Annotated in this window: 23 protein-coding genes and 1 pseudogene; 13 read left to right on the top strand and 11 right to left on the bottom strand. The window is 71.8% G+C overall.

Annotated elements, in window-relative coordinates:
- Window positions 1-27 precede the first annotated feature (27 nt).
- Window positions 28-1,017 carry a class I SAM-dependent methyltransferase gene (locus FHS34_RS34425; protein ID WP_184972870.1) on the top strand — a complete coding sequence of 330 codons (990 nt, stop codon included), beginning with the start codon at window positions 28-30 and terminating at the stop codon, window positions 1,015-1,017.
- A 67-nt stretch (window positions 1,018-1,084) separates the two neighbouring features.
- Here FHS34_RS34425 and FHS34_RS34420 read toward each other — a convergent pair whose 3' ends face one another.
- Complete coding sequence (locus FHS34_RS34420) at window positions 1,085-1,582, bottom strand: cupin domain-containing protein (protein WP_184972868.1); 498 nt, start codon at window positions 1,580-1,582, stop codon at window positions 1,085-1,087.
- A 372-nt stretch (window positions 1,583-1,954) separates the two neighbouring features.
- Window positions 1,955-2,695 carry a class I SAM-dependent methyltransferase gene (locus FHS34_RS34415; RefSeq protein WP_184972866.1) on the bottom strand — a complete coding sequence of 247 codons (741 nt, stop codon included), beginning with the start codon at window positions 2,693-2,695 and terminating at the stop codon, window positions 1,955-1,957.
- 254 nt (window positions 2,696-2,949) lie between these two features.
- On the opposite strand from FHS34_RS34415, the gene FHS34_RS34410 reads away from it, so the two are divergent.
- Both FHS34_RS34410 and dacB read left to right on the top strand, forming a co-directional pair.
- Window positions 2,950-3,795, top strand: coding sequence for a hypothetical protein (locus tag FHS34_RS34410; protein ID WP_184972865.1), 846 nt, complete (start codon window positions 2,950-2,952; stop codon window positions 3,793-3,795).
- A gap of 407 nt (window positions 3,796-4,202) precedes the next feature.
- Window positions 4,203-5,570, top strand: coding sequence for a D-alanyl-D-alanine carboxypeptidase/D-alanyl-D-alanine endopeptidase (gene dacB, locus FHS34_RS34405; RefSeq protein WP_225817386.1), 1,368 nt, complete (start codon window positions 4,203-4,205; stop codon window positions 5,568-5,570).
- 60 nt (window positions 5,571-5,630) lie between these two features.
- On the opposite strand, the gene FHS34_RS34400 is transcribed toward dacB, so the two are convergent.
- Window positions 5,631-7,967, bottom strand: a complete 2,337-nt coding sequence (locus FHS34_RS34400) for a helix-turn-helix domain-containing protein (protein WP_221509842.1) — start codon at window positions 7,965-7,967, stop codon at window positions 5,631-5,633.
- A gap of 437 nt (window positions 7,968-8,404) precedes the next feature.
- Here FHS34_RS34400 and FHS34_RS34395 point away from each other — a divergent pair.
- Both FHS34_RS34395 and FHS34_RS34390 read left to right on the top strand, forming a co-directional pair.
- Window positions 8,405-8,512: pseudogene (locus FHS34_RS34395) on the top strand (DNA-binding response regulator); the annotation flags it as partial.
- A 199-nt stretch (window positions 8,513-8,711) separates the two neighbouring features.
- Window positions 8,712-9,284: a dihydrofolate reductase family protein gene (locus tag FHS34_RS34390; protein ID WP_184972861.1), complete on the top strand. Its 573-nt coding sequence runs from the start codon at window positions 8,712-8,714 to the stop codon at window positions 9,282-9,284.
- A 170-nt stretch (window positions 9,285-9,454) separates the two neighbouring features.
- On the opposite strand, the gene FHS34_RS42880 is transcribed toward FHS34_RS34390, so the two are convergent.
- The gene (locus tag FHS34_RS42880; RefSeq protein WP_225817385.1) at window positions 9,455-9,838 is read right to left on the bottom strand and encodes a hypothetical protein; all 384 of its coding nucleotides are present in this window, start codon (window positions 9,836-9,838) and stop codon (window positions 9,455-9,457) included.
- A gap of 151 nt (window positions 9,839-9,989) precedes the next feature.
- Between FHS34_RS42880 and FHS34_RS34380 the strand changes: the two genes are divergently transcribed.
- On the top strand, window positions 9,990-10,655 hold the full coding sequence (locus tag FHS34_RS34380) for an HAD family hydrolase (protein WP_225817384.1): 666 nt from the start codon (window positions 9,990-9,992) through the stop codon (window positions 10,653-10,655).
- Window positions 10,656-10,729: 74 nt separating this feature from the next.
- Here FHS34_RS34380 and FHS34_RS34375 read toward each other — a convergent pair whose 3' ends face one another.
- Window positions 10,730-11,809, bottom strand: a complete 1,080-nt coding sequence (locus tag FHS34_RS34375) for a hypothetical protein (protein ID WP_308288279.1) — start codon at window positions 11,807-11,809, stop codon at window positions 10,730-10,732.
- Window positions 11,810-11,917: 108 nt separating this feature from the next.
- Here FHS34_RS34375 and FHS34_RS34370 point away from each other — a divergent pair, with 108 nt between their 5' ends.
- Entirely contained in the window at window positions 11,918-12,370 is a 453-nt protein-coding gene (locus FHS34_RS34370; protein WP_225817383.1) for a hypothetical protein, read from the top strand.
- Window positions 12,371-12,607: 237 nt separating this feature from the next.
- Here the strand turns inward: FHS34_RS34370 and amcB are convergent, their stop codons facing one another.
- Together amcB and FHS34_RS34360 are read right to left on the bottom strand one after the other, a co-directional pair.
- Window positions 12,608-13,690: a cyclophane-forming radical SAM peptide maturase AmcB gene (gene amcB / locus FHS34_RS34365; protein WP_225817382.1), complete on the bottom strand. Its 1,083-nt coding sequence runs from the start codon at window positions 13,688-13,690 to the stop codon at window positions 12,608-12,610.
- 44 nt (window positions 13,691-13,734) lie between these two features.
- Window positions 13,735-16,002 carry an ATP-binding protein gene (locus FHS34_RS34360; protein WP_184972857.1) on the bottom strand — a complete coding sequence of 756 codons (2,268 nt, stop codon included), beginning with the start codon at window positions 16,000-16,002 and terminating at the stop codon, window positions 13,735-13,737.
- Between the two features lie 91 nt (window positions 16,003-16,093).
- Here FHS34_RS34360 and FHS34_RS34355 point away from each other — a divergent pair, with 91 nt between their 5' ends.
- Window positions 16,094-16,489, top strand: coding sequence for an SUKH-3 domain-containing protein (locus tag FHS34_RS34355; RefSeq protein ID WP_225817381.1), 396 nt, complete (start codon window positions 16,094-16,096; stop codon window positions 16,487-16,489).
- A gap of 43 nt (window positions 16,490-16,532) precedes the next feature.
- Here the strand turns inward: FHS34_RS34355 and FHS34_RS34350 are convergent, their stop codons facing one another.
- Entirely contained in the window at window positions 16,533-18,137 is a 1,605-nt protein-coding gene (locus tag FHS34_RS34350) for a CocE/NonD family hydrolase (RefSeq protein WP_184972995.1), read from the bottom strand.
- Between the two features lie 180 nt (window positions 18,138-18,317).
- On the opposite strand from FHS34_RS34350, the gene FHS34_RS34345 reads away from it, so the two are divergent.
- Entirely contained in the window at window positions 18,318-19,034 is a 717-nt protein-coding gene (locus FHS34_RS34345) for a TetR/AcrR family transcriptional regulator C-terminal domain-containing protein (RefSeq protein ID WP_184972855.1), read from the top strand.
- Window positions 19,035-19,145: 111 nt separating this feature from the next.
- Here FHS34_RS34345 and FHS34_RS34340 read toward each other — a convergent pair whose 3' ends face one another.
- Entirely contained in the window at window positions 19,146-19,784 is a 639-nt protein-coding gene (locus FHS34_RS34340) for a hypothetical protein (RefSeq protein ID WP_184972853.1), read from the bottom strand.
- Window positions 19,785-20,388: 604 nt separating this feature from the next.
- Complete coding sequence (locus FHS34_RS34335) at window positions 20,389-21,078, bottom strand: class I SAM-dependent methyltransferase (RefSeq protein WP_184972851.1); 690 nt, start codon at window positions 21,076-21,078, stop codon at window positions 20,389-20,391.
- Between the two features lie 451 nt (window positions 21,079-21,529).
- Between FHS34_RS34335 and FHS34_RS34330 the strand changes: the two genes are divergently transcribed.
- Together FHS34_RS34330 and FHS34_RS34325 are read left to right on the top strand one after the other, a co-directional pair.
- A complete protein-coding gene (locus FHS34_RS34330; protein ID WP_184972849.1) occupies window positions 21,530-22,033 on the top strand; it encodes a DinB family protein in 504 nt (167 codons plus the stop codon).
- 206 nt (window positions 22,034-22,239) lie between these two features.
- Window positions 22,240-23,466, top strand: coding sequence for an FG-GAP-like repeat-containing protein (locus FHS34_RS34325; RefSeq protein WP_184972847.1), 1,227 nt, complete (start codon window positions 22,240-22,242; stop codon window positions 23,464-23,466).
- Between the two features lie 123 nt (window positions 23,467-23,589).
- Here the strand turns inward: FHS34_RS34325 and FHS34_RS34320 are convergent, their stop codons facing one another.
- Window positions 23,590-24,171 carry a TetR/AcrR family transcriptional regulator gene (locus FHS34_RS34320; protein ID WP_184972845.1) on the bottom strand — a complete coding sequence of 194 codons (582 nt, stop codon included), beginning with the start codon at window positions 24,169-24,171 and terminating at the stop codon, window positions 23,590-23,592.
- Between the two features lie 113 nt (window positions 24,172-24,284).
- Between FHS34_RS34320 and FHS34_RS34315 the strand changes: the two genes are divergently transcribed.
- The gene (locus FHS34_RS34315) at window positions 24,285-24,725 is read left to right on the top strand and encodes a nuclear transport factor 2 family protein (protein ID WP_184972843.1); all 441 of its coding nucleotides are present in this window, start codon (window positions 24,285-24,287) and stop codon (window positions 24,723-24,725) included.
- Window positions 24,726-24,852: 127 nt separating this feature from the next.
- Window positions 24,853-25,446 carry a hypothetical protein gene (locus FHS34_RS34310; RefSeq protein WP_184972841.1) on the top strand — a complete coding sequence of 198 codons (594 nt, stop codon included), beginning with the start codon at window positions 24,853-24,855 and terminating at the stop codon, window positions 25,444-25,446.
- Window positions 25,447-25,532 lie beyond the last annotated feature (86 nt).

The following is a 25,532-nucleotide window of genomic DNA, read 5'->3' as shown; positions in this document are numbered from 1 at the left end:
GCTCAACTCGACAAAAAGGAAAGCGACATGAACAGCAGCGGTACGACGATGACCCAGGTGTACAACCACGCACTCGCGGCATGGTCGATCAGTGCGGCATGGGAGACCGGCGTCTTCGACGCGATACGCGAGCACGGTCTCGTGCACCTCGACCGCTTCGCGGCCGAGCGGGGACTCGACGCCGGATCGCTCCGCGAACTGGCGCGCGCCCTCTCCGCCGCGGACATCGTCAGCCGGGACGGCGACACCGTCCGGCCCGGCCCGAACTTCGCCGAGGCGGACCGTACCAAGTCCCTCTTCCACTGGATGACCCGCGGCTGCGGCGAACTGTTCGACACCCTCCCGGACCTGATCCGCAAGGACAACCGCGTGGGCGACTTCTACCGGCGGGACGCCGCGGCGATCAGCGTCGCCTGCCGCGAGATCAACGCCGAGTGGTGGGACCCGATCTTCCTGCCGGTCGTCCGTGACCTGGACTTCCAGTACGTCGCCGACCTCGGCTGCGGCAGCGGCGAGCGGCTCATCCGCCTCGCCCGGTCGCGACCGGGTGTGCGGGGCCTGGGCATCGACGCCGCCGACGGGGCGATCGAGGTCGCCACCAAGTCGGTGGCCGAGGCCGGCCTCGCGGACCGCATCAGCATCACCCAGGACGACGCCACAGCACTCCAGCCGCGACCCGAGTACGCGGGCGTGGACCTGCTCACGTCGTTCATGATGGGCCACGACTTCTGGCCCCGCGCCGAAGCGGTCGCGTCGCTGCGGCGCATGCGGGAGGTCTTCCCCGACCTCAAGCACTTCCTGCTCGCGGACGCCACGCGCACCACCTCCTACCCGGACTCCGAGATGCCCGTCTTCAGCATGGCCTTCGAGTTCGCCCACGCCGTGATGGGCGACTACCTCCCGACGCTGGACGAGTGGGGCCCGGTCTTCGAGGAGGCCGGCTGGCGGCTGGTGGCCCAGCACCCCATCAGCGTCCCGGCGGAAAGCGTGATGTTCCACCTGGTCCCGGCCAACTGACCCGCCGCCGCCCCGGTGCCCTCTCGGGGGCACCGGGGCGCCTTTCCCGGGTACCCAAGTCGTCTGCTCACGACGCGGCGAGCGCGTCCCGCCACACGGGGCTGTCGACGTAGTGGTTGTCGTAGCGCTCGGACGACTCCGCGATCTTCTTCGGGTCGGCTTCGCCGCGCATCACGCTGCCGAGAAGGCGCAGGTAGTCGAAACGGGCCATGCCCGGCGTGAAGGTGAACAGAACGTCGGCCTTGCAGCCGGGTGCCGCGGCGAACGCGTGCGGTGTGTGCGGGGGTACGGCGAGGAAGTCGCCGGCGTTGAGGACGGTGATCTCCTCACCCACCAGTACCCGGAGGGAGCCGCTGATCACGAAGAAGAGTTCCGTGGCCTTGGTGTGGAAGTGCGCGGGAGCGCCGACCGCTCCTTCGGCGAAGGTGGAGCGGTACGTGGTGAAGCCGCCGCCCGGTCCGTCGGTGTCCGCCAGCAGCGTCATCACGCTGCTGGGGTCGGCGGAGGTCTCGGCCTCGTCGGCGCGGGTGAGGACGGGGGCGTGGTTCGTGTCGTTGCTGTCCATGGTGGTGTCTCCCTCGGTTCTGCAAGGTGCTCGCCGTCGTTGTGATCACCACTCTATGGGGCTGAAAGACCGGTCGAAGAGTGCAATTTGATGCCACATCAACGGGTCAATTGACCCGGCGTGTCACTGCGCGCCCAGGGACGCCTGCCGGGCGAGGAACTCCTCGAACGCCGCCTTCCGAGGGTGCTCGGGCTGGCCGAAGCGGTCGGCGAACCCGTCACCGTTCACGTTCCTGCGGGAGGGGCGTCAGGAGGCAGAGCGCGCGGTGCTGGTGCCCGCGGCCACGCTGGCGCCCGCCGGGGCGGCCAGTAGCCTCCGGCGTCATGGGAATGGAGAGGCGGCCCGGCACCGGCCCGGGGCTCGTACCGGCGGTCAGCGCAGGATCAGCAGGTCCATCCAACTGATCGCCGGTTCCCCGGGGTCGGCGGCCGCCGCCTCGCGGATGCGGGCGAGTCCACGGGCGTAGGCGTCGTCGCTGAGGGCGCGGAGCTTGGTGTCGGTGTCGCGGCGGATGCGGTCGGCGTAGGCGGCGAGGGTGGGCGCCGACTCCTGGGGGAGGCTGTGCAGCGCGGTGCGCCGGAAGCCGGCCGTGCCGAAGGCCGCCTCCACCTGTTCGACGGTGGGGTAGCCGGCGACACTGTCCGCGGTCTCGGGGAAGAAGCGGACGCGCAGGTCGCGTTCGCCGCGGCCGGGGAACGTGTTGCGGATCAGGACCGGCGCCCCGGGGCGCAGCGCGCGGCGCAGCTCGCGGGCGGCGGCCTCCAGGTCACCTATGTGGTGCATGACGGAGCCGAGCCAGGCGGCGTCCGCACAGGCGTCGGGCACGGGCAGGGCCTCCGCGCGTCCGTCCAGCGCCCGGATGCCCCCGCCCGCCGGGATCAACGCCCGCATCGCCGCGGCCGGTTCGACCGCCAGCACGCTCACCCCGAACCAGTCGCGGAACGCGGCCGCGAAGCCACCGGTACCCGCACCGACGTCCAGGACGGTCATCCCGGCCGCCAACCCCGCCTCCTCGGCGACCGCCTGCCGCCAGGACGCGAGGCCCTCGCGGGGAACCTCCCGCGCCTCCCGGTACGCCGCGGCGGCCTCGGCGTCGTAGCTGGTCTCTGGCATTGCCTGCTCTCCTCAACGGTGCCGGGCTGCGCGGCGGCGACGGGCGGGTCGGCTCGTACTGTACGCACGGCGGGGGCCGTTCAAGGCCGTGCGCCGATGTCCGTGGGCGGCCCGCGGACCCGCGCCGTCCGATCGAGCACCTGTTCACCAGTGGTTCGCCGGTCCGGCGGTCCGCGCAGCCGGGTGATCCGCTGGTCCCGGCCGGACGGCGTTTCGTACGCCTGCCGGGCCCGCCCGATGCCTAGGCTCGGCCCGTGGGACAGCCGGAGCAGCACGCCGAGGGCGCGGGACCGTTCATCACCAGACTGAGCTGGCACCTTCCCAGTGGCGACATGGCGGTGTGGGAGTCACGGATCGCGCGGCGGCGCGGAGCGCTCGCCGTCCGACCGCCCGGCGCGACGCGGAGCCGTCAGGTCCGTGCGGATGCCGTCGCCATCGGCCGGCTGCGCAGACTCAACGCCATCGCGGCGACCGCTTTCGTCGTCGGCGGTGCCCTCTTCGCGGCCGGTGCCGCCGTCGCCCTGTTCGGTTCCGGTGATGCGACGGAGTGCGCGTCGATCTACTTCACGGGCGGTCTCTTCTTCAACACCGGCGGCTACGTCTCGCTTCTCCAGGTCATCAACGCACCCCGCCACGACACCGCCGCCGACGGAGGGCGGCTGGCCACCCACCGCTGGCGGTGGTGGAGCTACGAGCCGATGCGGGTGGACTGGCTGAGCACGTTCGTCCTCTTCCTGGGCACCCTCGTGTTCGCGGTCAACCTGCTGGACTCCTTCCTGCGGGGCCTGAGCGTCCAGCAGGTCAACCGGCTGATCTGGGTGCCCGACGTGGTCGGCTGTGTGCTGTTCCTCGTCTCCGGGCACCTGGGCTTCGTCGAGATCTGCCACGGCCGGCCCCGCCTCCGTCCGCGCGGCCTCGGCTGGTGGATCGTCGCCGTGAACCAGCTCGGCTCCGTCCTGTTCATGGTCGCCGCTCTCGCCGCCTACACCCGCCCCGCCACCGGCATTCTGATCAGCGCCGACGTCGCCAACTGGGGCACACTCACCGGCGCCCTGTGCTTCTCCGTGGCCGGCGTCCTCCAGCTCTACGAGCACCCCTAGGTACGGGCCGCGAGCACTGCCGGCCGGCCGGAAAAAAAGGTCGCGGGGCGATGCAACCTGCCTGTGGGCCCGTGCGTAGTAGAGGCGATGCTGCACCACACTCGGGGGATCACATGGACGTGGACCGTTCGGCCGACCGCACCACCCCCCGTCCCACCGGTCCGCCCCACGCGCTCCGCGCGTTGATCGCCGGGCCCGGTTCCCGCACCGAGCACGGACCACGTGGCGTTGGTCGCCGCGCTGCGACGCCTGCCGGCGTGGTGTCCCGCGGTCCGACCTCAGATCAACTGTGCGCAACCCAGGCATAGATGACGCATGCCCCGGCCGAGCGACCGTGCGATGGCCGAGGCGGCGTGTGTGACGTTCCGTTACTGAAGTGCCCCGACTCCTGAAAGCGTTGAAACCCGATGACCGAAGAAACCGCCACGATGCCCGAGAACACCTTCCTCCCCGGCGGTCGCCGCCGGCACCGAGCCCTCCGGCACCAGGGCAGGCGAACCGGCCTGCGCCGGGCCCTCGTTCTCGCCATGGCCGTGCCCGTGGCGTCCGCGGCCCTGGCGGGTCCGTCCGCCTTCGCCGCACCGAAGGGTGTCGGTACGACGGCCACGCCCCACGACCTCGACACCGCCGACCAGCAGATGGCCAAGAATCTGCAGAGCCGCGTGCTCGATCAGCGGCTGGGGCCGAACGTGAGCGGCGTGGTCGTCGACGCGGACTCCCACACCACGATCTGGGGTCACAACGCCTCCACCGCGCTGATGCCGGCGTCCAACGCCAAGCTCGCCACCTCGACCGCCGCCCTGACCGTGCTCGGCCCGAAGCACCGCTTCACCACGAAGGTCGTCTACGGCCACGGCACTCTGACGCTCGTCGGAGGCGGCGACCGCACCCTGACCACCGCCGACCTCCAAGAGCTGGCGAAGACCGCGGTCGCCGGGCTCAAGGCCGCGGGCCTGACCACCGTGAAGGTCACCGTCGACGACAGCCTGTTCCCGGAGCCGACCCTGGCCACGGGCTGGAACGACGGCTACTACCCGGACTCCGTCGCCCCGGTCCGCGCGCTGGTCGTCGACGGGCACGGCGTGCAGGACACCTCCATCGACGCCGGGCAGGCCTTCGCCGGGCAACTCGCGGCGGCCGGCGTCACGGTCACCGGAGAGGTCACCCGCTCCACCGCGCGCCCGACGGACGTCCCGGTGGCCCAGCACAGGTCGGCGCCGCTGTCGGACATCGTCCACACCTTGCTCAAGCGCAGCGACAACGACATCGCCGAGACGCTGCTGCGGATGACCGCCCTCGGCGCCGGCCGTCCGGCCACCTTCGAGGGCGGCACCGAGGTCGTGCGCCATGTGCTGAGCCGGGTGTACGGCGTTTCGCTCGCCAACTTCGAGCTCTACGACGGCAGTGGCCTGTCCCGGGCCGACCGCATCCCGGCCGCCACCCTCGCGCAGATCCTCGAACTGCCGGCGCAGCCCCGCTACGCGCACACCCTCGGTCCCATCCTCGACGGCCTGCCCGTCTCCGGCGAGGCAGGCAGCACGCTGGGCCCGGAGTGGGGCCGGTTCGACGACGCCGACTCCAAGTGCGCGGTGGGCAAGGTGCACGCGAAGACCGGCACCCTCACCGGAGCCATCGCGCTGAGCGGTCTGACGCAGGGCAAGGACGGCAAGTGGAAGGTGTTCTCCTTCGTCGAGAACGGCTCCACGGCCGACCCGAACGCCATCAAGGACGCCATGGACGGCCTCGCGGCGACCGTCAACGGCTGCTACGCGTAAGGAAATCAGCCCCGGCACCGGTGGGCTCGGGCATCCACCGCGTCCGCAACCGCTCCCGCGTCAGCCGGTGCCGGTGCCGGTGCCGGCTTCGTCGAGAGCGGCGAGTGCCTCGGCGGCCTCGGCCTGTCGTGGGTTGCGCAGCGCGGCGAGGGCGTCGCGGGCGCTGAGCAGCGTCCCCCGCGCCTCGGGATGCCCGAGGGCGCCGAGCACCTGCCCCAGGTCGAGCCGGGCCTGCTCCGACCAGATCGGCATCTGCGCGGCGTCGAAGGCGGCGAGGGCCTGCCGCAGCGGCGCTTCGGCCTCGTGCCAGCGCTTCAGGGCCGCCAGGTCGTTGCCGATCTGCTGCCGGGCGACCGCCTGGTACAACGCGATCACCTCTTCCGTGCGGCCCGGGACCCCGTCCCGGCAGATCCTCTCGCTGCGGCGGTGGATCTCCAGCGCCTCGGCCGGCCGGCCGGTCTGGCGCAGCAGGGTGCCGAGGCTGTTGAGCATCGTCAGCTCGGCCAGCCGGCTCTGCGGGGACTCCTGCGAGGCGAGGCAGCGGGCCCCCTCGCGCAGCCGCGCCTGGGCCTCCTCCATCCGGCCCAGCCGGTGCAGGGCGCCCGCGCCGTAGCCGAGCGCCCAGCCCTGCTGGAGTCCGTCCCCGCACTCGACGGCCGCCGCCAGCGCGCCGTCGGCGGCCGTCAGCGCGGCATGGGGGTCGTGCACACAGAGGTTGTAGGCCCAGGCGAGGTAGTTGAGGTGAACGGCCTCCTCCTGCCTGCTGCCCAGACTGCGGGCGGAGTCGGCGGAGCGCCGGAAGATCTCCACCCACTGCTCCCAGTGCTGGTTGAGATCGGAGAACCAGTGCATCGCCTCAGCGGTGTCCAGGACCTGTCGGTGCCGGCCCGCGTCATGGGCGTGGCGCAGGGCGGCGAGCCACTGGGCCCGCTCCGCCTCCAGCCAGGCCCGCGCCTCTTCCCGGCCGGTGGGCGCTCCGTCCGGGTCCGGGTCGCTCGGCGATGCGGTCCGCTCGTGGTCGACGTCGAAGTGCAGCGCGGCGGCGGTGGCCCGGCGCAGCATCCAGTCCGCGGTCCGGTCCAGGGCGGCGCCGCGGACCCCGGGGCCGTCCTCGGCGTCGACCTGCTCGGCGGCGTAGAGCCTGAGCAGGTCGTGGAAGCGGTACCGCTCGGCGGCGGGGTCGCTCTGGAGCAGCCCGGCGTCGGTGAGTTCCTCCGCGCAGGCGACCGCCTCGTCGTAGGCCAGGCCGGACAGCAGGGCGCCGGTCTCGGGGCTGAAGTCCGCTCCGGCGGCCAGCGCGGCACGGCGCAGCAACGTCCGTGAATCGGAGGGAAGTTGCCGGTAGGAGAGCGCGAAGGCGGCACGTACCCGCAGGCTTCCGGCCTGGAGGCCGTCCAGTCTGCGGCCCTCGGCGGCGAGCCGGGCGACGAGCTTGCCGAGGCGTTCGTGCGGCCGGCTCAGGAGCCGTTGGCCGGCGATCCGTACGGCCAGCGGCAGGTGTCCGCACAGGTCGGCGAGGTCGCGCGCGGCCTGGGCCTCCGCCCGCACCCGGTCCGGGCCGATGATGCGGGTCAGGAGTTCCACCGCCTCCTCGCGCCGCAGCAGGGCCAGATCGGTGCGGTGGACGGACGGCAGACCCGCCATGACATGGCGGCTGGTGACGATCGTCAGGGTGGGGCCGGGGCCCGGCAGCAGGGGGCCGACCTGGGACTCGTCGGCCGCGTTGTCCAGCAGCACGAGTACGCGCCGTTCGCCGGCCAGGGACCGCCACAGACCGGCGCGGTCGTCGGTGCCCGACGGGATCGCCGCGTCGGCCACCCCGACCGCGCCCAGCAGCCGGGCCAGCGCGTCCCGCGGGGTGGTCGGCTCGGGGTCCATGCCGTGCAGGTCCAGGGCGAACTGCCCGTCCGGGAAGTGCGGGGCGAGCCGGTGCGCGGCGTGCACCGCGAACGCGGTCTTGCCCAGGCCCGGCTGTCCGGTGACCACGGTGACCGCCGGCCTGCCCGGACCGTCCTCCCGGGCCAACTCCAGCAGCCCGGCCAGGGCCGGGCCGCGCGCGGTGAAGTCCTGGATGTCGCGTGGCAGGGCCAGTGCGCCGGAGCCCGCCGCGCCGGTCGCGGCCCTGGCACGCGGACGGCCGGCGGCGGCGGACTTCTCCAGGCTCACCGCCTCGGAGTCGTCCAGTCCCAGTGCTTCCGCCAACGCCTGCACCGTGCGGCGCTGCGGCCCCCGGGTACGCCCGCGTTCCATGTCGGCCAGAGCCCTGACGCTCACCCCGGCCGCATGCGACAGCGCCTCCTGGCTCAGCCCGGCGCGCACCCGAAGGCTCCGCAACCGCTGCCCGAAGTCCCCTGCGGAGGGCGTGCCGTCGCGCACCGTCGATGTCCCCCGATCCATCGGCTCGTCCGGCGCGAGCCCTCGGCAGAAGTATGGCCGACGGCACTTCTGCCGGGAGAACCGCCTGGGCGAGGCAGACCGGAAATGATCGATTGAAGGCAGACGCGGGACGCCCTCCGGACACACGCACCCGGCTCGGCACACCTTCGGCGGACAGCCGCCGGGGACTGAGCGGGTGCGGGAGCGGCGCCGACCACCCGCCGTCGGCAGACCGCCGCACACCCGGCCTGGCCGGGTCGATCCTGGAGCACAAGGCCGCGGGCCGGCCCGTGTACCTCGTGCTGGTGAGCAACGGCCGCAACCCCGACCTGGCCGTGCGCATGAACACCGACCCGCCGTTGGACTTGCCCTGGCCTACCAGGCGGGCCGGGCCCCGGCGGCGTCGGCCGCCGCCAAGCCGGCCATCTTCTACGCCCCGCACCAGGACGACGACGCGAGCCGCGATCGGCAAGCACATCGGCAACATCCTCACCAAGCTGGACCTGCCCCCCACGGACCGGACACACCGCGGGGTCCTGGCCGTCCTCAGCCACCTGCGAGCCTGACGCCTGCGGCCACGCTCCGGCCGGCGGGATCAGACACCGCGTTCGATCATGTCGACAAGGCGCTGACCGGCGAGCGATGATTTTTCACGGGGCCGGCAGTCAACAACCACGACCGGCACACGAGCGACGGCCCACATGCTCGGCACACGCGGCCGGCCCGCACTCGGCACCACCCCGCACAAGACACCGAGGAACCCAGATGCGCACCCTGATCAGCACCGCTTTCGTCTCGCTCGACGGCGTCGTGGAGGCGCCGGGCGGAGAGCCCGGTTACCGCAACTCCGGCTGGACCTTCAAGCACACCGAGTTCCTCCCGGAGGCCTTCGAGATCAAGGGCCGGGAGCAGAAGGAAGCCACCGCGATGCTGCTGGGGCGGGTCAGCTACCAGGCGTTCAGCCCGGTGTGGCCCGACATGGCGGACTTCGCCGACTACAAGGAGATGCCGAAGTACGTCGTCTCCACCACCCTCACCGAGGACGACCTGGTGTCGAACTGGGGCGAGACCACGATCCTGCGCTCGCTCGACGAGGTCGCCGCGCTGAAGGAGACGGAGGGCGGCCCGATCATCGTCCACGGCAGCGCCGCTCTGAACCACGCCCTTTCGGACGCCGGCCTGATCGACCGCTACCACCTGCTCGTCTTCCCGTTGCTGCTGGGCGCGGGCAAGCGTCTGTTCAGCAGCGCCGACAACGACACCCGGAAGCTGAAGCTGGTCGAGCACGAGGCGTACGCCAACGGCCTGCAGAAGCAGATCTTCGACGTCATCCACTGACCAGCCCCGGCCGCCCGCTCCGCCTGTGCCGGTAGGGCGTTGACCACGCCGACGAGGGCGGGGCGGCTCGTTGGACCGGACCCGGCCCGCGGGTACCGCCCCGGCCGACGGCTGCCTGGAGCCGCTCGCCCTGCCGTCGGGGGCCTCCGTGCCGGCCGTCCCCGGGGCCCTCAGCGGGTCAGCAGGATCGCGCCGGCCATCATGACGAGCACGGACGCGCCGCAGAACGCCAGGTGCGTGCGCGGGTAGTCGTACCGCTCGCGCGTCTCTCCCTGGTTGATCTCGTGCGCCCACTCCGCGAACAGCTTGCGCGTCGGGTACATGCCGATCGTCAGTCCGGTGAGCGCGGACGAGCACACGACGAGCATGTTCTCCACGGCGAACCCGCGCCACGCGCCGTACGACACCGCTCCGGTGCCACACACCACCCAGATGAACGGGTACACCGTCCAGAACCTCTGGATCGGTACCCATTTCGCCAGGGCGGAGCAGTGGATCACGAGGGCCGTGATGGCCAACAGCCACGGCCACTGCGTGACGACCGACGTGAGCACGGACTTCCCCCTGGGTCGTTGGATCCCGCAGAGAGTAACAGCGAGGGGAGGGGCGGCCCGTCGGCAGCCTTGCCCGCCCGTGCCGGACCGTTCGGCCGCCGGTCATGCCGGCGTTCACCCCACCACCGGTGCACAGGCCGGATATCGTGCCATGTCCCCGGCGAGAAAGGGCGACGACGCCATGGACTGGTCTGGTTCCAAGAGCTTGAGCCGTGCGAGCCTCGTGCTGGGCACGGTCCTGTTGTCGACGGTGCTGTGCGCCCCGGCGAGCGGGGCCGCCCCCGAGTACACGAGGGGAGACACGGCGGCGGACGTCGCCGCAGCGAGCAGCCAACGCCGCTGTCCCGTCGTGTACTTCGACCTGGGCGAAACCCTCGTACACACCGCGGACGACGGCAGCACCGACTACCGGCCCGGCGCGGCCTCCTATCTGCGTGCCCTGCGCGAACGCCACATCGAAGTCGGCCTGATCACCAATGTTCCGTCCTCCTGGGGCACGACCGACGCCGAGCGGGCCGCCAGGCTGAGAGCGGAGGTCGACGCGACGTGGCGGGGTCCGGCTCCCTTCGCCTGGGAGGATTTCGGGGACCGCGTCCTCACTCCGCGCACCGAGAGCGAGCGCAAGCCGGCTCCGGTCCTCTGGCAGCGCGCGAAGGCCGGCTCGGGCCGCTGCCGAGTCGTCTACCAGGCGGAGACGGCCGAAGAGGTCACGGTGGCCTCCTCGCTGGGCTTCGTGCCGTACCAGGTCGGCCGGCCCCACCGGCCCGCGTACCTGCCGGTGGGGCTGATCGAACTCCTGGGCCGCCGGTCCCGCTGACCGGGGACCGCGCGAACGGCCCTCTGTGCACAGGAGAACGGGCCGGAGCCGACCGGTGGTTCACGTGCGGGGGATCAGTACTCGTCCTGCGGGAAGTCCGGGTCGCCGAGGCCGCTCGTGTCGAACTCCGCATCATCCGGCTCAGGGGCCCCGAAGAAGCCCTGCGCGAGTTCCTCCAGGTCCAGTTCCGTGGCACCGGCCGGGGCGGTGGGCCTGGTGCCGCCACCCATCCGCAGCGTCAGGCCCAGCTTCTTGACCTTGGCGTTGTCGGCCAGCTTGGCGAGGTCGACGTCCACCTCGGACAGCTCACCGTTCTTGAGCGTGAAGTCCGCCGTCGCCTTGGCGACGGGGGCATCCTTCAGGTCCTTCTCGGTCGGCAGCTCCACGCCCGGCGGGAGGTCATCGGCCAGCGGCCGGATCTCTCGCAGCAGTTCGGTGACCAGGGTGCGGAAGGGAGCCGTGGCGGTGATGTGCTCGGTGCCGTCCTCGCCGCCTGCGGTCTTGAAGCGCACCTCATGGGCGATCACCTTGCGCAAGGCGTTCACGAGCTTCTTCTGCGTCTTGGCGTCGACGGACGGGGCCGGCGCGGGACCCTCCTCGGCCCCCTGGCCCTCGGCGGCGGTCTTCCGCATCTCCTTGGTGTTGAACTTCACCCACTTGCCCTCGAGGACGTCCTTGATCGCCCCGGCCTGCGGGGGCAGGTCCTCGGGAGCCGGCATGGGGCTGCCCGTCGCCCTGCTGACGGCATCACGGTCGGAACGGAAGTAGGTGTAGTCGCCGATCACCCGGTACTCGGCGATGTCCCCGTCCGGTCCGCTGAGCTTCACGGCCGTACCCACGAGGTCCTTCTCGCCGGACTCGGCGATCGGCTTCTTCGACTGGACGGTGACCTTGATCTTCACCCCGCTGAGCAGCTCGGCGGCCTCGTCCGGTATCTCCTCACCGGGCTCCGGCTCGGACTCGGCGTCCAGCGCCTTCAAGGAGGCGGCGTCGGTGTCCAGGTCGAGTTCGAAGGAGATCGTGTTCTTCTCACCGAGCTTCTCGAAGGCCCGGTCGAGCTTCTTTCCGGCGGAGAGCTGCTCCATCGTGCCGCAGGCGGCGGCGCCCGCGAGGACGACACCGGTGACGGCGGCGGCGGTCAGGGTCTTGTGCATGGTGCTGATGATGGTCTCCTCGGGGGTCCGATCACGACGTGATCGCTCAGGAGACTCACAACCCGCCCACAAGGTTGCCCGCCGCCTCGCGGTCGGTACGCTGCTGGCATGTCATCGCCAACACCGCCCGCTTACAGCGCCCCCTATGGCAACTTCGGCCCCACCCCGCCGGCCCGCCGGTTCCGTCCTGCCGTGGTCGCCGCCCTCGTCGCGGGGCTCGTCCTGGGCGCGGGCGGGGTCGGCGCTGCCTGGGCGCTCAGGGGCGGCGACGGTTCCACCGGCAGCGGCGCGGCCGGTGACGCCCATCGGGCCTGCGACGCCCTGGAGGGCTTCGACGAGTCCGACTACGGGGCCAAGGGGGCCGAGGGAGACGTCGCCCTCAACCGCTTCGCCGCCGCCGTCGTCCTGTCCGACGCGGCGGCCGCGGGTGACAACGAGTACAAGCCGTTGGCCGAAGCGATGCGCCGGGTGCAGAATCAGCAGCTCCGCTTCGCTGACTTCGCCGAGCCGGCGGTGCAGAAGGATCTGGGGGCCGCCCGCTCCCTGTGCGCCGATCTGTGACTCGTGCGCAGGTGTTCGTGACTCGTGCGCCGGACGGTGAAGGGTCGCTGCGACAGGATCAGCGCGCTGTACGACGGGATCTGCCGGACTCACCGAGGGGGCGCGGGAAGGATCGGGGGTTCGGTGCCGCCCGAATAGAGCACGCCGGGGTGTGCGCACGCGGCGTCGCCGCACTCCTCGCAGGCCTCGGCATCCGGCTGGGGAAACTGGTCCGCGCCCAGAGACCGGATGCGTTCCTCAATCCCGGGCTTCTCCGGCAACTCGTTCCGCATCGCGCAGGAGTCCTTCCATCAGGAGTTTTCTGCCGTTGCGGCAGAAGCGGGTCTCGGTCGCGTCCAGCCGACCGGTCTCGAAGTACTTGTTGGCGGCCTGACCGCCCCGGCAGTACGCGAACAGATCGCATGCGGCGCGACAGGAGCCGACCCCGTCGAGGGCCTCGGCGACCCAGGGCGTCTCCTCGGCCCGGGCCAGACAGCCGGCCAGCCCGGACTCCCGCACATCGCCGACGGTGAACGGACCGTGGCGCGCGGAGGAGAAGCCCGCGAGGTCCGGGCTGAGGGCAACCACCTGCCCGTCCCAGGTGACCATGGGCAACGGATCGACCGGCTGGTCGGCCCACCGCCCGGTCACTCCGGCCAGCTCCGCCCTGACGTACCGCCAGGCGTGCTCCACATCCCGCAGGGACATGCGCCGGTCGGCACGCCCGCGGGCCGCCAGCGTGGCCCAGAACTCCGCGACGTTCTCGTCGTCGCGGACGGTCCAGGCGTTCACGCCCTTGCGTTCCACCAGGTTCACCCCCAGAACGCGGCAGCCGAGAGCGGCGAACCACCGGTGCAGCTCGGCCGCCTTGCGCGAAGACGGGTCGGCCACGACGGCGATGGCGCCGAACGCGATGCCGTGCTCCTTGAGCAGCCCGACACCCCGCAGCGCGCGGTCGGTGGCGTCCCGGCCGCCGCGGTCCAGCCGGGCGGAACCGGGTCCAGGACCGTCGACGCTGACGGAGACGCTGATGCGCCGCTCCGTGAACAGCCGGCACCACGCCTCGTCGATGAGCGATGCGTTGGTCTGCACGGCGTGCCGCACGAGATGCTCACGGCCCGCGGGGAACCGGTCCAGCAGTGCCCGCAGCCGGGACACCCCCGCGGTGAGCGGCTCGCCGCCGTGCCACAGCACCGTGACAGGGTGGTGCTCCGACCAGGCGGCGACGGTTTCCGCGACGGCGTCGGCGACCTCGTGGGACATCACGCGAGCGAGCCCCCGCGAGGGCAGGTAGCAGTAGCGGCAGTCGAGGTTGCACAGCGGTGTCGGCTGGACCAGCACGAGGGAACTCGTCCTCGCCAGTCGAGGCCGCAGCGGCGGCTGCCTCATCGGTTCCCCGCTTCCCCGAGCCGTTCGGTTTCCGCCACGGCGGCGAGGTGCCGGAGCGTCTCGTCCTCACCGTGCGGGTCGGCGAGTTCCCGGAAGAGGCGCAGGGCACGAAGATGCTCGTCGCGAGCCTCGTCGCGGCGGCCCGCGCGCCGGAGCGTGACCCCGAGGTCGTTGCCCGCGACCGCCTGCCGATGCCGGTCGCCCAGGTCCTGGTACGCCCGTACGGCACGCAGATGCGCGTCGACGGCCTCGCCCCATCGGCCCAGCGCGGACAGGGCGGTACCCGAGTCGTTCCATGCCGTCGCGACGCGCTCGCGGGTGCCCAGCTCCTCGAAGACCGCCCGAGCGGTGGTGTGGGCGGCCAGCGCCTCCTCCAGGCGCCCGGTCTCCCGGAAGGAGCGCCCCAGGTTGTTGGCCGCGGTGGCCTCGCGGAACCGGTCGCCGACCGAACGGAACATCTCGCGGGCCCGGGTGAGCGCGACGACCGACTCCTCGAACCGGCCCAGCTTGAACCGGGCGCGCCCGAGGTTGTTCCAGGCCGAGGCCTCGGCCTGGGTGTCTCCGCATGCGTGCACCAGTTCACGGGCACGTTCATGGGCCGCGATCGCGTCGTCGAACCTGCGCGCCTCGGTCAGGGAGATGCCCAGCATGTCCCAGGTCCTCCCCTCCTCGAGCCGGTCGCCACGCTCCCGGTGGATCTCGCACGCCCGGGTGTGCGCCGCTACGGCCTCCTCGATTCTGCGGTTGTTGCGCAGAGCCAGTCCCAGACAGTTCCACGCTTTGCCCGCGCTCAGGCCGTCGCGCAGCGCGCCCGCCGTCTCCACGGCGCACCGGAAGACGGACACGGCGTCGTCGAAGTACCGCTGCCAGCTGAGATACCCGTGAAGGCGCAGAGCCAGTCCCAGCCCGGCCCGGGCGTAGGCGGGGTCGGCCGCCCACAGCGCCGCGGAGACGAGACCGGTACGCTCCCGCTCGAGCCAGCTCAGCGCCTCCTCCCGGCCGCTGAAGCCGGCCGCCGGCGCCCGGCCCACCCGGGCCTGCAGATACCAGTCGGCCGCCTCGGCCCGCCGCTGGTACTGGGCGAGCAGCCGGGCCCGGGCCAGCGCACCCTCCTGCTGCAGCGCCTCCTGCCCGGAGACCTGGTCCAGCGCGTAGGCCCGTACCAGGTCGTGCAGGGTCCAGCGGCCCCGCACGCTGCCGGGAGCGACCAGGTGGGCGCGGATCAGGACGTTGAGCTCCCGCCGCGGCAGGGCGCCGGCTCCGCACAGAAAGGTGATCGCCTCGTCGCTCGTCTCCGATCCCGGCGCGAGGGCCAAGAAGCGGAACAGGCGCGCGGGTTCCGGGTCCAGGCGGCGGTACGACAGGTCGAAGGCGGCCCGCACGCCCCGTTCGCCGTCGTCCAGGTGATCGAGGAGCGTGGCGGAGCCGGCCAGCTCCGACACGAGTTCCGCCACCGGCTTTCCCGGATCGGTGATCAGCAGAGCGGCCGCGATCTGCAGCGCCAGGGGCAGCCCCCCGCACAGCTCGCACAGCCGCATGGTCGCCCCGGGGTCGTCCAGGACGCGTCGGTCGGCGGGGGCCGCCGTGCGCAGCGCGCCGTGCAGGACGTCCCGGGCCACCTCCGGGCCGAGGATGTCCAGATGGAGCACGTGGGCACCGAGCTGGGGCATGGTGTCGCGCGACGTGACGAGCACCCGGTGCGCGGTGTGACCGGGCAGCAGTGGTCTGACCTGCCCGGGGTGCGAGGCGTTGTCCACCACGATCAGCACGCGGCCGCTGGTGCGGGCCCGCTCGGCCAGGACCGAGCGGTAGAGCCCGGCGCGCTCGTCCAGCGTGCCCGGCACGTGCGCGGCCGCCACGCCCAGGGCGCGCAGCAGGGCCTCCAGGAGCTGTTCGGATCCGGCGGGTGACTCGTCGTAGCCGTGACCGTCGACGAACAGCGCGCCGCCCGGGAACCAGCCGCGTTCCCTGGCGGTGTGAGCGGCCCGCACGGCCAGAGCGGTCTTGCCCACACCGCCCAGCCCGACCACCGCGGTGACCGGGACCGGAGCGCGGCCGGCGCCGGCGGGGGCCAAGGCCGTCAGCAGCGAGCCGAGTTCCTCGTCGCGCCCGGTGAACTCGAAAGCTGCCGGCGGGAGCGCGTCCTCTACGTGCGGCATCGGTCCGTAGTGGTGGTGATGCTCCACCTTCTTCCCGATCGCCTCACCTCGGAACGTCCCGTTCCTGAAGTCGATCCGGTCCCCGCCGTGTGTGTCCCCGCTCACACGGCTATCTTGGCCCCGGAAGTGACGTTCCGACAGGTGCCGCGAGCCATGTCCGCCGAACCCGGGCCGTCACCGCCAGAGGACGAGAACCGTGCCCGCATTGAAGTCGCCGGAGGCGGTGGACGCCTGGCTGACCAAGGCCGGATGGCACCCGGGACGCCGGTGCGACGGCATCGCCGCTGCCGAGGCGGAAAGCGCAGTGGAGTCTTTCCGCAACGACGGCGGCAGCCTGGACGTCATCGCGCCCGCTCTCGACTTCCTGCGTGAGCACGTCGGTCTCGTGGCGCCCTTGCACACCTCTCCCGAGGACACGGAAGGTCTTCCCCGTCGCGCACGACACGTACGACGGCGGGACGATCCTCATCGACCAGGTGGGACGATTCCTCTACCTGCATCACACCGGCGGCTGTTTCCTCGGCGGCGACAAGTATTGGGCCCTGATGCGCTATTCGCGGGGTCATCCGCTCGACGACGCGCTCATGCGTGAGCGGCGCGCCGTCGCCGCGCCGCGCGTGGCCTGGTTCTGCGAGTCAGGTGAGCGGAGGACCGGACGGGAGGATCAGCGTCGAGTCCGTGTGGAGTGTGATGTGCACCGGTGTGAAGGTGATGGCGTCCACCCGTGGGTCCCCTGTGCCGGGATGCCGGGCGTAGCGCGGATGGGCGCCTCCACTGATCTGCCAGCGGATCCGGTGACCCGCGGCGAAGCGGTGGGCCGTGGCACTCATCGCCACGGTGACCTGTGAGGACGCGTGTCCGGTCGCGCGAATCCGGCCCAGCCCGTCGCAGACGTTGACGGACCGGCCCTGTTCGTCGACGTCACACAGGCGGGTGAAGACGTCGGCGTACCCGGTGTCCGTGGAGACGGTCAGCCGTGCGGAGACCGGGCCCAGCACATCGACGGCCTCCGTCAGCGGTGGGCCGGTGAACGTCAGGACGTCATCGCGGGCCTCCAGGGTGCCGTTGTCGCGTGGGCCGGCGGTGCGGGAGAGAAGCGGGCCGCCGAGGGAGGGGGTGGGGTCGGCCGGGTCGTAGCGGAACGACGCCAGTGGGGCGGAGTCCGTGGAGGCCTGCCGGGTGAGATGTCCGTCCGGGGCGGGGTACCAGGAGGTGCCGGTGAGAGCCGGCGGCCAGTCCGGCAGATCCCGCCATGCGTCTTCGCCGCCGGTGTGCACGCGCACCTTGGTGGGACGCAGGCCGGAGGTGTCGGCGTGCAGGTGAGCGCGCAGCCAGGCGAGACTCTCGGCGAACACCTCGGGCCATCCCTGCTGCAGGGCGGAGGTGTGGGTCCAGGGACCGACGAGCAGTGCGGTGTCGCAATCGGCCCGGCACAGCCGTTCGTACTGTTCGAAGGTCTGGTCGGCCAGTGCGTCGTGCCATCCGGTGATCAGAGCCGTGGGTACGCGCAGTCGCTCCGCCGCCTTTGCCGTCGACGCGCCACGCCAGTAGGGGTCTTCGGCGTCCGGATGTGTCATCACGTCGTCCAGCCAGGGGAGTTCGCCGCCGAGGGCCGCGGCGTACGCCCCGCGCAGGGGACGTGCGGTGGTGGCCTCGCGCAGGCGGCGCTGCAGGCGCAGCGTCGCCCTCAGGAACGGTGCCATGCCCTGGTGCTGGTAGGTCATACCCAGGCCGACGGCGAGGACGTTCTCCAGCCGCAGCGCACCCTCGGCGTGGAACAGGGCGTACGGATCGTGCAGCCCCACCTGCACCACCATGGCCTTCAGTTCCGGCGGCGGGTCCAGCGCGAGGGCCCATTGCACATAGCCCAGATAGCTGGGGCCCACCGTGCCCAGCGTCCCGGTGAACCAGGGCTGCCGGCGCAGCCAGGCCACCGTGGCCCGGCCGTCGGCGGCCTCGTTGCGCCACAGGTCGAACACGCCGCCCGAACCGCCCGTGCCGCGGCAGCTCTGCAGGACCACGTGGAACCCCTGCTCGGCGAAGAGCAGGCCGTACTGGGGCGACCACGGCAGGCCTCGGCCGTAAGGCGAGCGGACGAGGAGGGTGGGGAAGTCCCCCTCGGCACGCGGGAAGTAGTGGTCCGTGATCAGCGGGCTGCCGTCGCCGGCCGGCACCACCAGTCCCGGCTCCCACCCGACCTCGTACCGCTTCGCCGGCAGACCCCGCCAGGTCGCCCTCATCATCCGCGAGGACAGCGGCGGCTTCCCGGCCGGCGACGCCCAGGCCGGGCCGGTCACGGCGTCGGACATGCGTGGTGGCATGGTTCCCCTCCTTTATTCCGTACGGTGTACGAGAATAGACCATGTTTGGATGGTCCGGCGAGAACTGCCTCGACAACCAGGGGAAAGGTGAGCGAGCCCGTGTCCAGTGACGGCACGCCCGGTACCACCGGCGTGGACCCAGCACAGCTCTGGCTGCGTTCCGGCGAACCCCGCAGGGGCCGCAGACCCTCCTTCAGCCGGGAGGCGATCACCGCGGCGGCCGTCGCCCTGGCGGATGCGGAAGGACTCGAAGCGGTCACCATGCGACGGGTGGCCGCCGAGATCGGAGCGGGTGTCATGTCGCTCTACAGCTACGCGCCCGACAAGGAGACACTGCTGGAACTGATGGTCGACCACGTCAGCGGTGAGCTGACGGCGCCCGCCCCGCCCAGCGGCGACTGGCGTGCCGACCTGAAGGCCATCGCCCACACGCAACGCGCGCACATGCTGCGCCACCCCTGGCTGCCCGCCGCCCTGTCCACCCGGCGCGTACCGGGCCCCAACACGCTGGCCTTCCTGGAGCACACGCTCGCCGTCCTGCGGCCCACCGGGCTGGACGGTGCGGCGAAGCTGGAGATCTTCGCCCAGCTCACCGCGTTCGTGGCCGGGCACGTCGCCCACGAGGTCGCGCAGGCCGCGGTCTCCCGGTCCCCGGACAGGGCCGCGGCCGAGGCCCGCTACCTCGCCGCCGTCGCCGCCGACGGTCACCACCCGGAACTCGCCGAAGCCCTCTCCGCGCCCGTGCGCCCCGTCACCGCCGAAGCCACCTTCACCCGATTCCTGGGCCGGCTCATAGACGGCCTCGACACCGAGTGACCCGCGCCGCTCCCGGGCCCCGAGCCCGGCCGCCGTCTTCGTCCGGCAGGTCCCGCCGGGGAGCGGGACCGTGGGGGACCATCGGCTGTAAACAGCCGCATGGTGTCGTGGTCAGCTCTTGTAGACGAGGACCCGGAACTTCCATGAGGGGGCGCCCGGGTACTGGGAGGATGAGTTGTCGCTGACATCGGGATCGTTCACCCCGGACAGCAGCCGCACGGGCCGACTGTCCGTCCAGGTCATGCAGCCACCGAACGCCGTGGCCTGAGCCGGCGGGCCGACCCAGCCGCCCGGGTTGTTGTTGAACCTGAGTACGGCGGAGAACTGGAACAGCTCCGGATAGGGCCACCCGCTGGGCGGTGCGGCCAGGAGGTTGCCGTTCGGGTACACCCAGTTGTTCCAGTAGTCGATGGTGATCGTGCTCCTGAGGTCAGGGATGATCCGCACGACGTTCCCCTGGGCGAGGACGTTTCCCGGGTTGGGCCCGGAGGGCAAGCTTCCGGCCTCCTTTCCCCATACGCTGACCAGTTCGTCACGGTCTCCGGGGCTGCTCGCGGGCGCCCTTCTGCTGCACCGGTCCATGGCGTTCGTGGCGGATACGGAGGCCTTGTAGATCGGCACCCGGAACTTCCACATGCCGCCGTTGTCATCGAGTTTCGGGTCGTTGACCCCGAAGAGCAGACGTACCGGAAGGCTGCGGTCCCATCGGGTGCACTGCTGGAACGCGGTGGCCTGGACAGGGGAGTCCACCCAGCCTCCCGGGTTGTTGTTGAACCGCAGCACCGCTGAGTACTGAGACAGGCCGGGATACGGGAATGAGCCGTCCGCCACCCTTCCGGTGCCATCGGGTCCGTAATTCTCCCCGATGCCCACGGGCTTCTGTGTCACTGAGAGCCCCCCTGTAGGGCGCGTGCGGGCAGGCAGCGGGGCCGATCACTGCCGCCGCCGTTTCCCTGGACCACGACTTCTGGAATGTCGCGGTTCGGCACCTGCTGCTCCGTGCAGCGGGTCATCGCCGGGGCCGGTGGCACGGCCGCCGCGCGCGGTGCCGGAACCATGACGGCTTACCGGTCTCCCGGCCCTGGCTGGCGTCCCTGTTCCTCACCCTGCTCGCTGGTTTCGTGGCAACGGGTCGATCCGGCATTCGCTACGCACCACCCCGCACGTGGCTCCCGGGGTGGCGGTGGCCGGCGGGGTCGCGCTCCAGACGCTCGAATCGGCTCTCCGCACTCGTGCGGGGGCCGGCCCGAGGGAGTCGGCGGCCTGCCGGTGAGGCCGTGTGTGGGGGGCGTCCAGCGCCGCGCGGCCCTCGTCGAGCTGGGGGAGCGTCTACTCCGCCTGGCCGGACGCGAGGTCAGCGGCCCCCGCGCAGTCGGCGGGCGCGCAGCACCAGGTCGTCGGTGTGGTGCGCGCCCGCGCCGCCGTCGGGTGCCACGCGCGGTCGCTGCTCGTCCACCTCCACCACCCAGTCGTCGTCGAGGAGGGCGGCGACCATGGAGGGCCAGACGTAGTCGGCCGGGTCGAAGCCGTTGTCGTGTGCCTGCTGGGTCTCCATTCCCGCGTGGTGCACGAGCAGCAGCACACCACCCGGTGCGACGGCACCGAGCAGCGCACGCTCGGCCGCGGCGTCGGGGGTGCGCAGCAGGGCCGGGTACTGGGCGGAGACCAGGTCGAAGGAGGCCGGTGCCGTCGCCGCCTCCGTCAGTGCGGCATGGACCCAGTTCACGGTGACGCCGGCGTCCCGGGCGTGCCCGGCCGCCCGCTCCAGTGCGACGCCCGAGACATCGAGCGCGGTCACCTCCCAGCCGGTACGCGCGAGCCAGACGGCGTCCGCGCCCTCACCGCAGCCCACGTCGAGCACGCGCCCGGGGGTGAGCCCGGCGACCTCGGCCACGAGCGCACCGTTGGGCCGGCCGCTCCACAGCCGTTGCCGGTCGGCGTAGCGGTTGTCCCAATCGGCCCGCACCGCGGGATCCCCGACGTATCCGTCGGGGGAGAAGGGGATGTCGGATGAGTGCGCTGCTGCTGCGATGTCGTCGGTCACGGCTCCACCGTCGCCCGGTACGTCCCCGGCACGCCACCTCTGTTGCCGTTCCGGCAAAACGAACGGTGACAGCGCACGCCCCGGTGCGACCGGCCGGCACCGCACCGGGGCGTAGCGGCGCCGTGCACCGCCTCGCGAGGCCCAGCCGGGCACGGCCCGCGGCTCGCCGCGAGAGCGTACGTACCCCCTGCAGCCCGAACGGCATGAGGAGTTCCACCGCGCCACCGTCGGCGCTGCCGCGGGGATCGGCCTGGCCCCGCGGACATGGACGGTTGAGCGGGCCGACGCATCCGTCCGGACCGCGACCGGACCGGACGGGCGCACCGCCGAGGTCACCGACCACATCCTCGTCATCCGCCGCACCGCCTGGCCCAGGGGCCGGCGCCCGCCCCCCGACGACCGCCTGACAGGGCGGCCGGCGCCCGCCCCCGACAAAGGAAGGGAGACCACGATGCCCAGCACCACGCGGCGGCGCGACCGCCGCCGCGACACTCCGCCGCCCCGGACCGGTGGCGACGAGACGGAGACCCTGCGCGGGTTCCTCGACTACCTGCGGACCTCGATCGCCGCCAAGACCGAAGGCGCCCCCGAACCGCAGGTGCGCACAGCAGCGGTGCCCTCCGGCACGAACCCGCTCGGCCTGCTCAACCACCTGACGTTCGTCGAGCGTTCGATGTTCCTCGGAGACGACGTCACCGACTGGCAGGCGACGTTCCAGGCCGCACCGACGGACAGCGTGGCCGAGGTCGTCGCCCGCTACCGGAACGCGGTCCGGCAGGCGAACGTCGTTCTCGACGGGTGCGCCGATCTGGGCGCACCGGTTCCCCGGCCTCGGTCGGACCGCCCCGCTCCCAGCGTCCGCTGGGCACTCACCCACATGATCGAGGAGACCGGCCGTCACGCGGGCCACGCTGACATCCTCCGCGAACTCGTCGACGGCACGACCGGTCGCTGATTCCGCGCCGACCGCGCCTCATCGGGTCGGCACCGCCAAGCCCACCGTTGTGGTCCGAGGCGGACGGTCCGGCCGTGTTCTACGATCACCTGACTCGCGTCGAAAGGCCGCCTGGGACCGGCAGTGACGGTCCGGGAAGTCCCGGGAATCCGGGGTGCTGAGGGGAAGGGCCGCGGCCGCGCAGGACATGGAGGGGAACGCAGCACATGCAGAATCGTTTGACCCGAGGCGCGGCGGCATTCGCCGGCCTCGTGCTCACCGGCACCGGTCTCGGTCTCGGTGTCGTGAACGCCACGCCGGCGGCGGCGAGTTCGTACGACTGCCCGGCCGGCTACTTCTGCGGCTGGTCGGGCGAGAGCGCCACCGGTTCGATGTGGAAGACCAGCAAGAGCGTCGCGGACCTGGGTGCCTGGGACAACAAGATCCGCTCGTACGTGAACCGTACGAAGGTGTTCGCCTGCGTCTACGAGGACAAGAACTACTCGCCGTGGGGCGGCTACTTCGCCCAGGACCCGAACTCGGCGGGGGAGTACAGCTCGGGCCCTGACGCGACCACCAGCTCGATCAAGTTCGTCCACACCGAGCGTGAGTGCGGCCAGACCGCCTACCCGGGCTGGTACTCCGAGATCGCCCCGAAGGCCCAGGGCTTCGGGGACATGAACGGGGACCGCCGGGCGGACGTCATCGCCCGCGACGACGCGGGGCGGCTGTGGTTCACCCCGGGCACCGGCACCGGCCGGCTCATCGGCAGCGGCTTCAACGGCATGAACACCCTCACCCGGCACGGTGACCTCAGCCGCGACGGGCGCGAGGACCTCGTCACCCGCGAGGCCGCCACCGGCAAGCTGTGGCTCTACCCGGGCACCGGCACCGGCTCCCTGGGCAGCCGCCGGCTGATCGGCGCGGGCGGCTGGAACAGCATGAGCAAGATCACCGCCTTCGGTGACCTGACCGGTGACGGCCGCTCCGACCTGCTCGCGGTCGAGAAGTCCACGGGCAAGCTGTGGCTCTACCCGGGCACCACGACCGGCACGCTCGGCTCCCGCAGGCTGATCGGGTCGGGCGGCTGGAACAGCATGAACGCCCTCGTCGGCATGGGCGACGTGAGCGGCGACGGCCGTGCCGACCTGTACGCCCGCGAGGCGGCCACCGGCAAGCTGTGGCTCTACCCCGGCACCACGACCGGCAAGTTCGGCACCCGCAAGCTGGTCGGCTCCGGCGGCTGGAACGCCATGGCGAACCTGATCTCGGTCGGCGACTTCTCCGGCGACGGGCGTCCCGACCTCGCCACGGTGACCAATGAGAAGTACGCGATCGACGGCTACGTAGGCAACCCCGGCTGGCTGATCAAGTACCTGGGCCGGAACACCGGCACGCTGGCGGCCGGCGAGCGGACCGACGGCGAGTGGTGGGGCCTCAACGGCCTCGCCTAGTCCTCTGCCCGAAGGCTCAGGGCGTGACAGCGGGACCGGTCTCCGCCCCGGTGGAGGCCCGTCCCGCTGCACATCCGTGCACGGTTCCTCCGCCGGGCGGTGAGGCGCGGGGGCGCGGGCGGGTCAGTGTGGCCGGAGCCCGGCGAACACCACGTCGAAGACCCGCTGTCGGGCCGTCGGGTCCGTGGCGAGCTGCTCCGTCGCCGTGCCGGTGCCGACGATCAGCGCGATCAGTTCCGGCAGGCCCAGCTCGGGGCGGACGGCACCGGCCCGCTGTGCCGCGGCCAGGAGTCCGGTCAGCTGGGCCCGCATCGTCGTGGTCAACTCCTGCAACGACGCGTGGACGTCCACCCCGGCCGCGGCGAGCGCCCTGGTGAACTCCTCCTTGCCCGCGGACTGTTCGACCACCAGGCGGAAGCAGCCGAAGAAGGCCTCGGCGGGGTCGGCCTCGGCGGCCAGCTGTGCGGTCTCGGCCGTGATCGTCTCCAGCCTGCGCACCATGACCGCCTCCAGCAGCGCCTCCTTGGTCGGGAAGTGCCGGAAGAGCGTGCCGACCCCGACGCCGGCGGCGCGGGCGATCTCCTCCGTCGGCACGCCGATGCCACGGGTGGTGAACACCTCCGTGGCGATGTCCAGCAGCTTGGCCCGGTTGCGGGCCGCGTCCGCCCGCAACGGTCGCTCCGCAGCACCGCTCATCCCGCTCATCTGCCCTCTCCGTGCGAGGCGGACCCGTCCATGGACAACCGGAGTGTCCAGTCCGTATCGTTCAAACGGAGTCGCTAGTCCGATTCTAGTGGCATGTCCGATGGGGGTCGATCATGTCCGAAACCATGTCTGCGCGCGAGGTCTTCCTCAAGCTGCTGGAGGGCATCACGGAGGGGCGGTTCACTGAGCTGGCCGAGCTCTACTCCGAGGACGCCGTGGTGGAGACCGCCTTCGAGCCGGTCGGGCCGCGGCGGATCGAGGGGAGGGCCGCGCTCGCGGGGCGGTTCACGGAAGCCGCCACGCGTTCGCCCATGGAACTTCGGGCGAAGAACGTGGTGGTCCGGGAGACCGACGATCCCGAAGTGGTCGTCGCCGAGTGGGACTACCAGGTGCACCACCGGATCACCGGCCGGACGTTCGAAGCCGCGAACATCCAGGTGCTGCGGGTCCGCGAGGGCCTGATCGTCCACAGCAGGGACTTCCACGACCACCTGGCTCTCATCGTGGCCGGCGGCGGCCTGCCCCAGCTTGTGACGGCGCTGGAAGGCAAGTAGCGGTCTGCGGCACCACATTCGTCGCAGCAGGCGCCCGGTGTCCCGACCTTGGTACACCGGGGGTGACAACCCCCGGCCGGCATGCCAGGTTGTAGCCCTTCCGTCGCTGACAGAGGGGGGAACAGCCGTGCCGAAATACGCGCAGACAGACGAGGAAGCCGACAAGGCCCTGCGGGAGTACTGCGATTCGATCGGCTTCGATGCCGAATGGATCACGCCGGAGGACTGGGCGACGACGATCAGGATCGCCCGCGACAAGGGCAAGGGTCTCACCGTGGCCTACGGCACCATCGACGAGGACCGTTCGGCCATGGTGAAGGCGGGGGCCAGGACCGCTCGTCAGGGCGTGGTCGACAACGATCCGTCCGGGCTGATCGCGGCGATCGAGACGCACTACTCGCTCAAGGACTCCCTGGTGCTCACGATCCTGAAGCAGTGCCGGGGCGCCTATGTGGCCGGCGAGCGGGTCGACCTCGGCCTCGGTGGGAAGCCGATGCACTCGACGGCGTATGCCGAGCTGCGCGAGGAGTGGAAGGCGGCGGGCAAGCTGGGCGCGGGCGGCGTCTACACGAACTTCCACTCCTTCGAGCCCCAGGACAAGGCTGCCGAGGGAAAGGGCAACGTCGGCGGCACCCTGGCCAAGCGGAAGGTGCAGGGAAACCTGCTGGTGAAGATCAACGGCGTCAAGTTCAACATGCACATCGACATATCGGACAAGTAGCTCCGCCACTGTACGCGTCGGCCGTGACGCACGGGTGCCGTGCGTCACGGAACGCCACGAATCGCGTACAGCGCGTGCTCCGTGCG

This window comes from Streptomyces echinatus, assembly GCF_014203595.1.
GTDB lineage: Bacteria > Actinomycetota > Actinomycetes > Streptomycetales > Streptomycetaceae > Streptomyces > Streptomyces echinatus.
The sequence above is the reverse complement of the archived record's forward strand: the minus strand, read 5'-3'. Positions and strand labels throughout refer to the sequence as shown.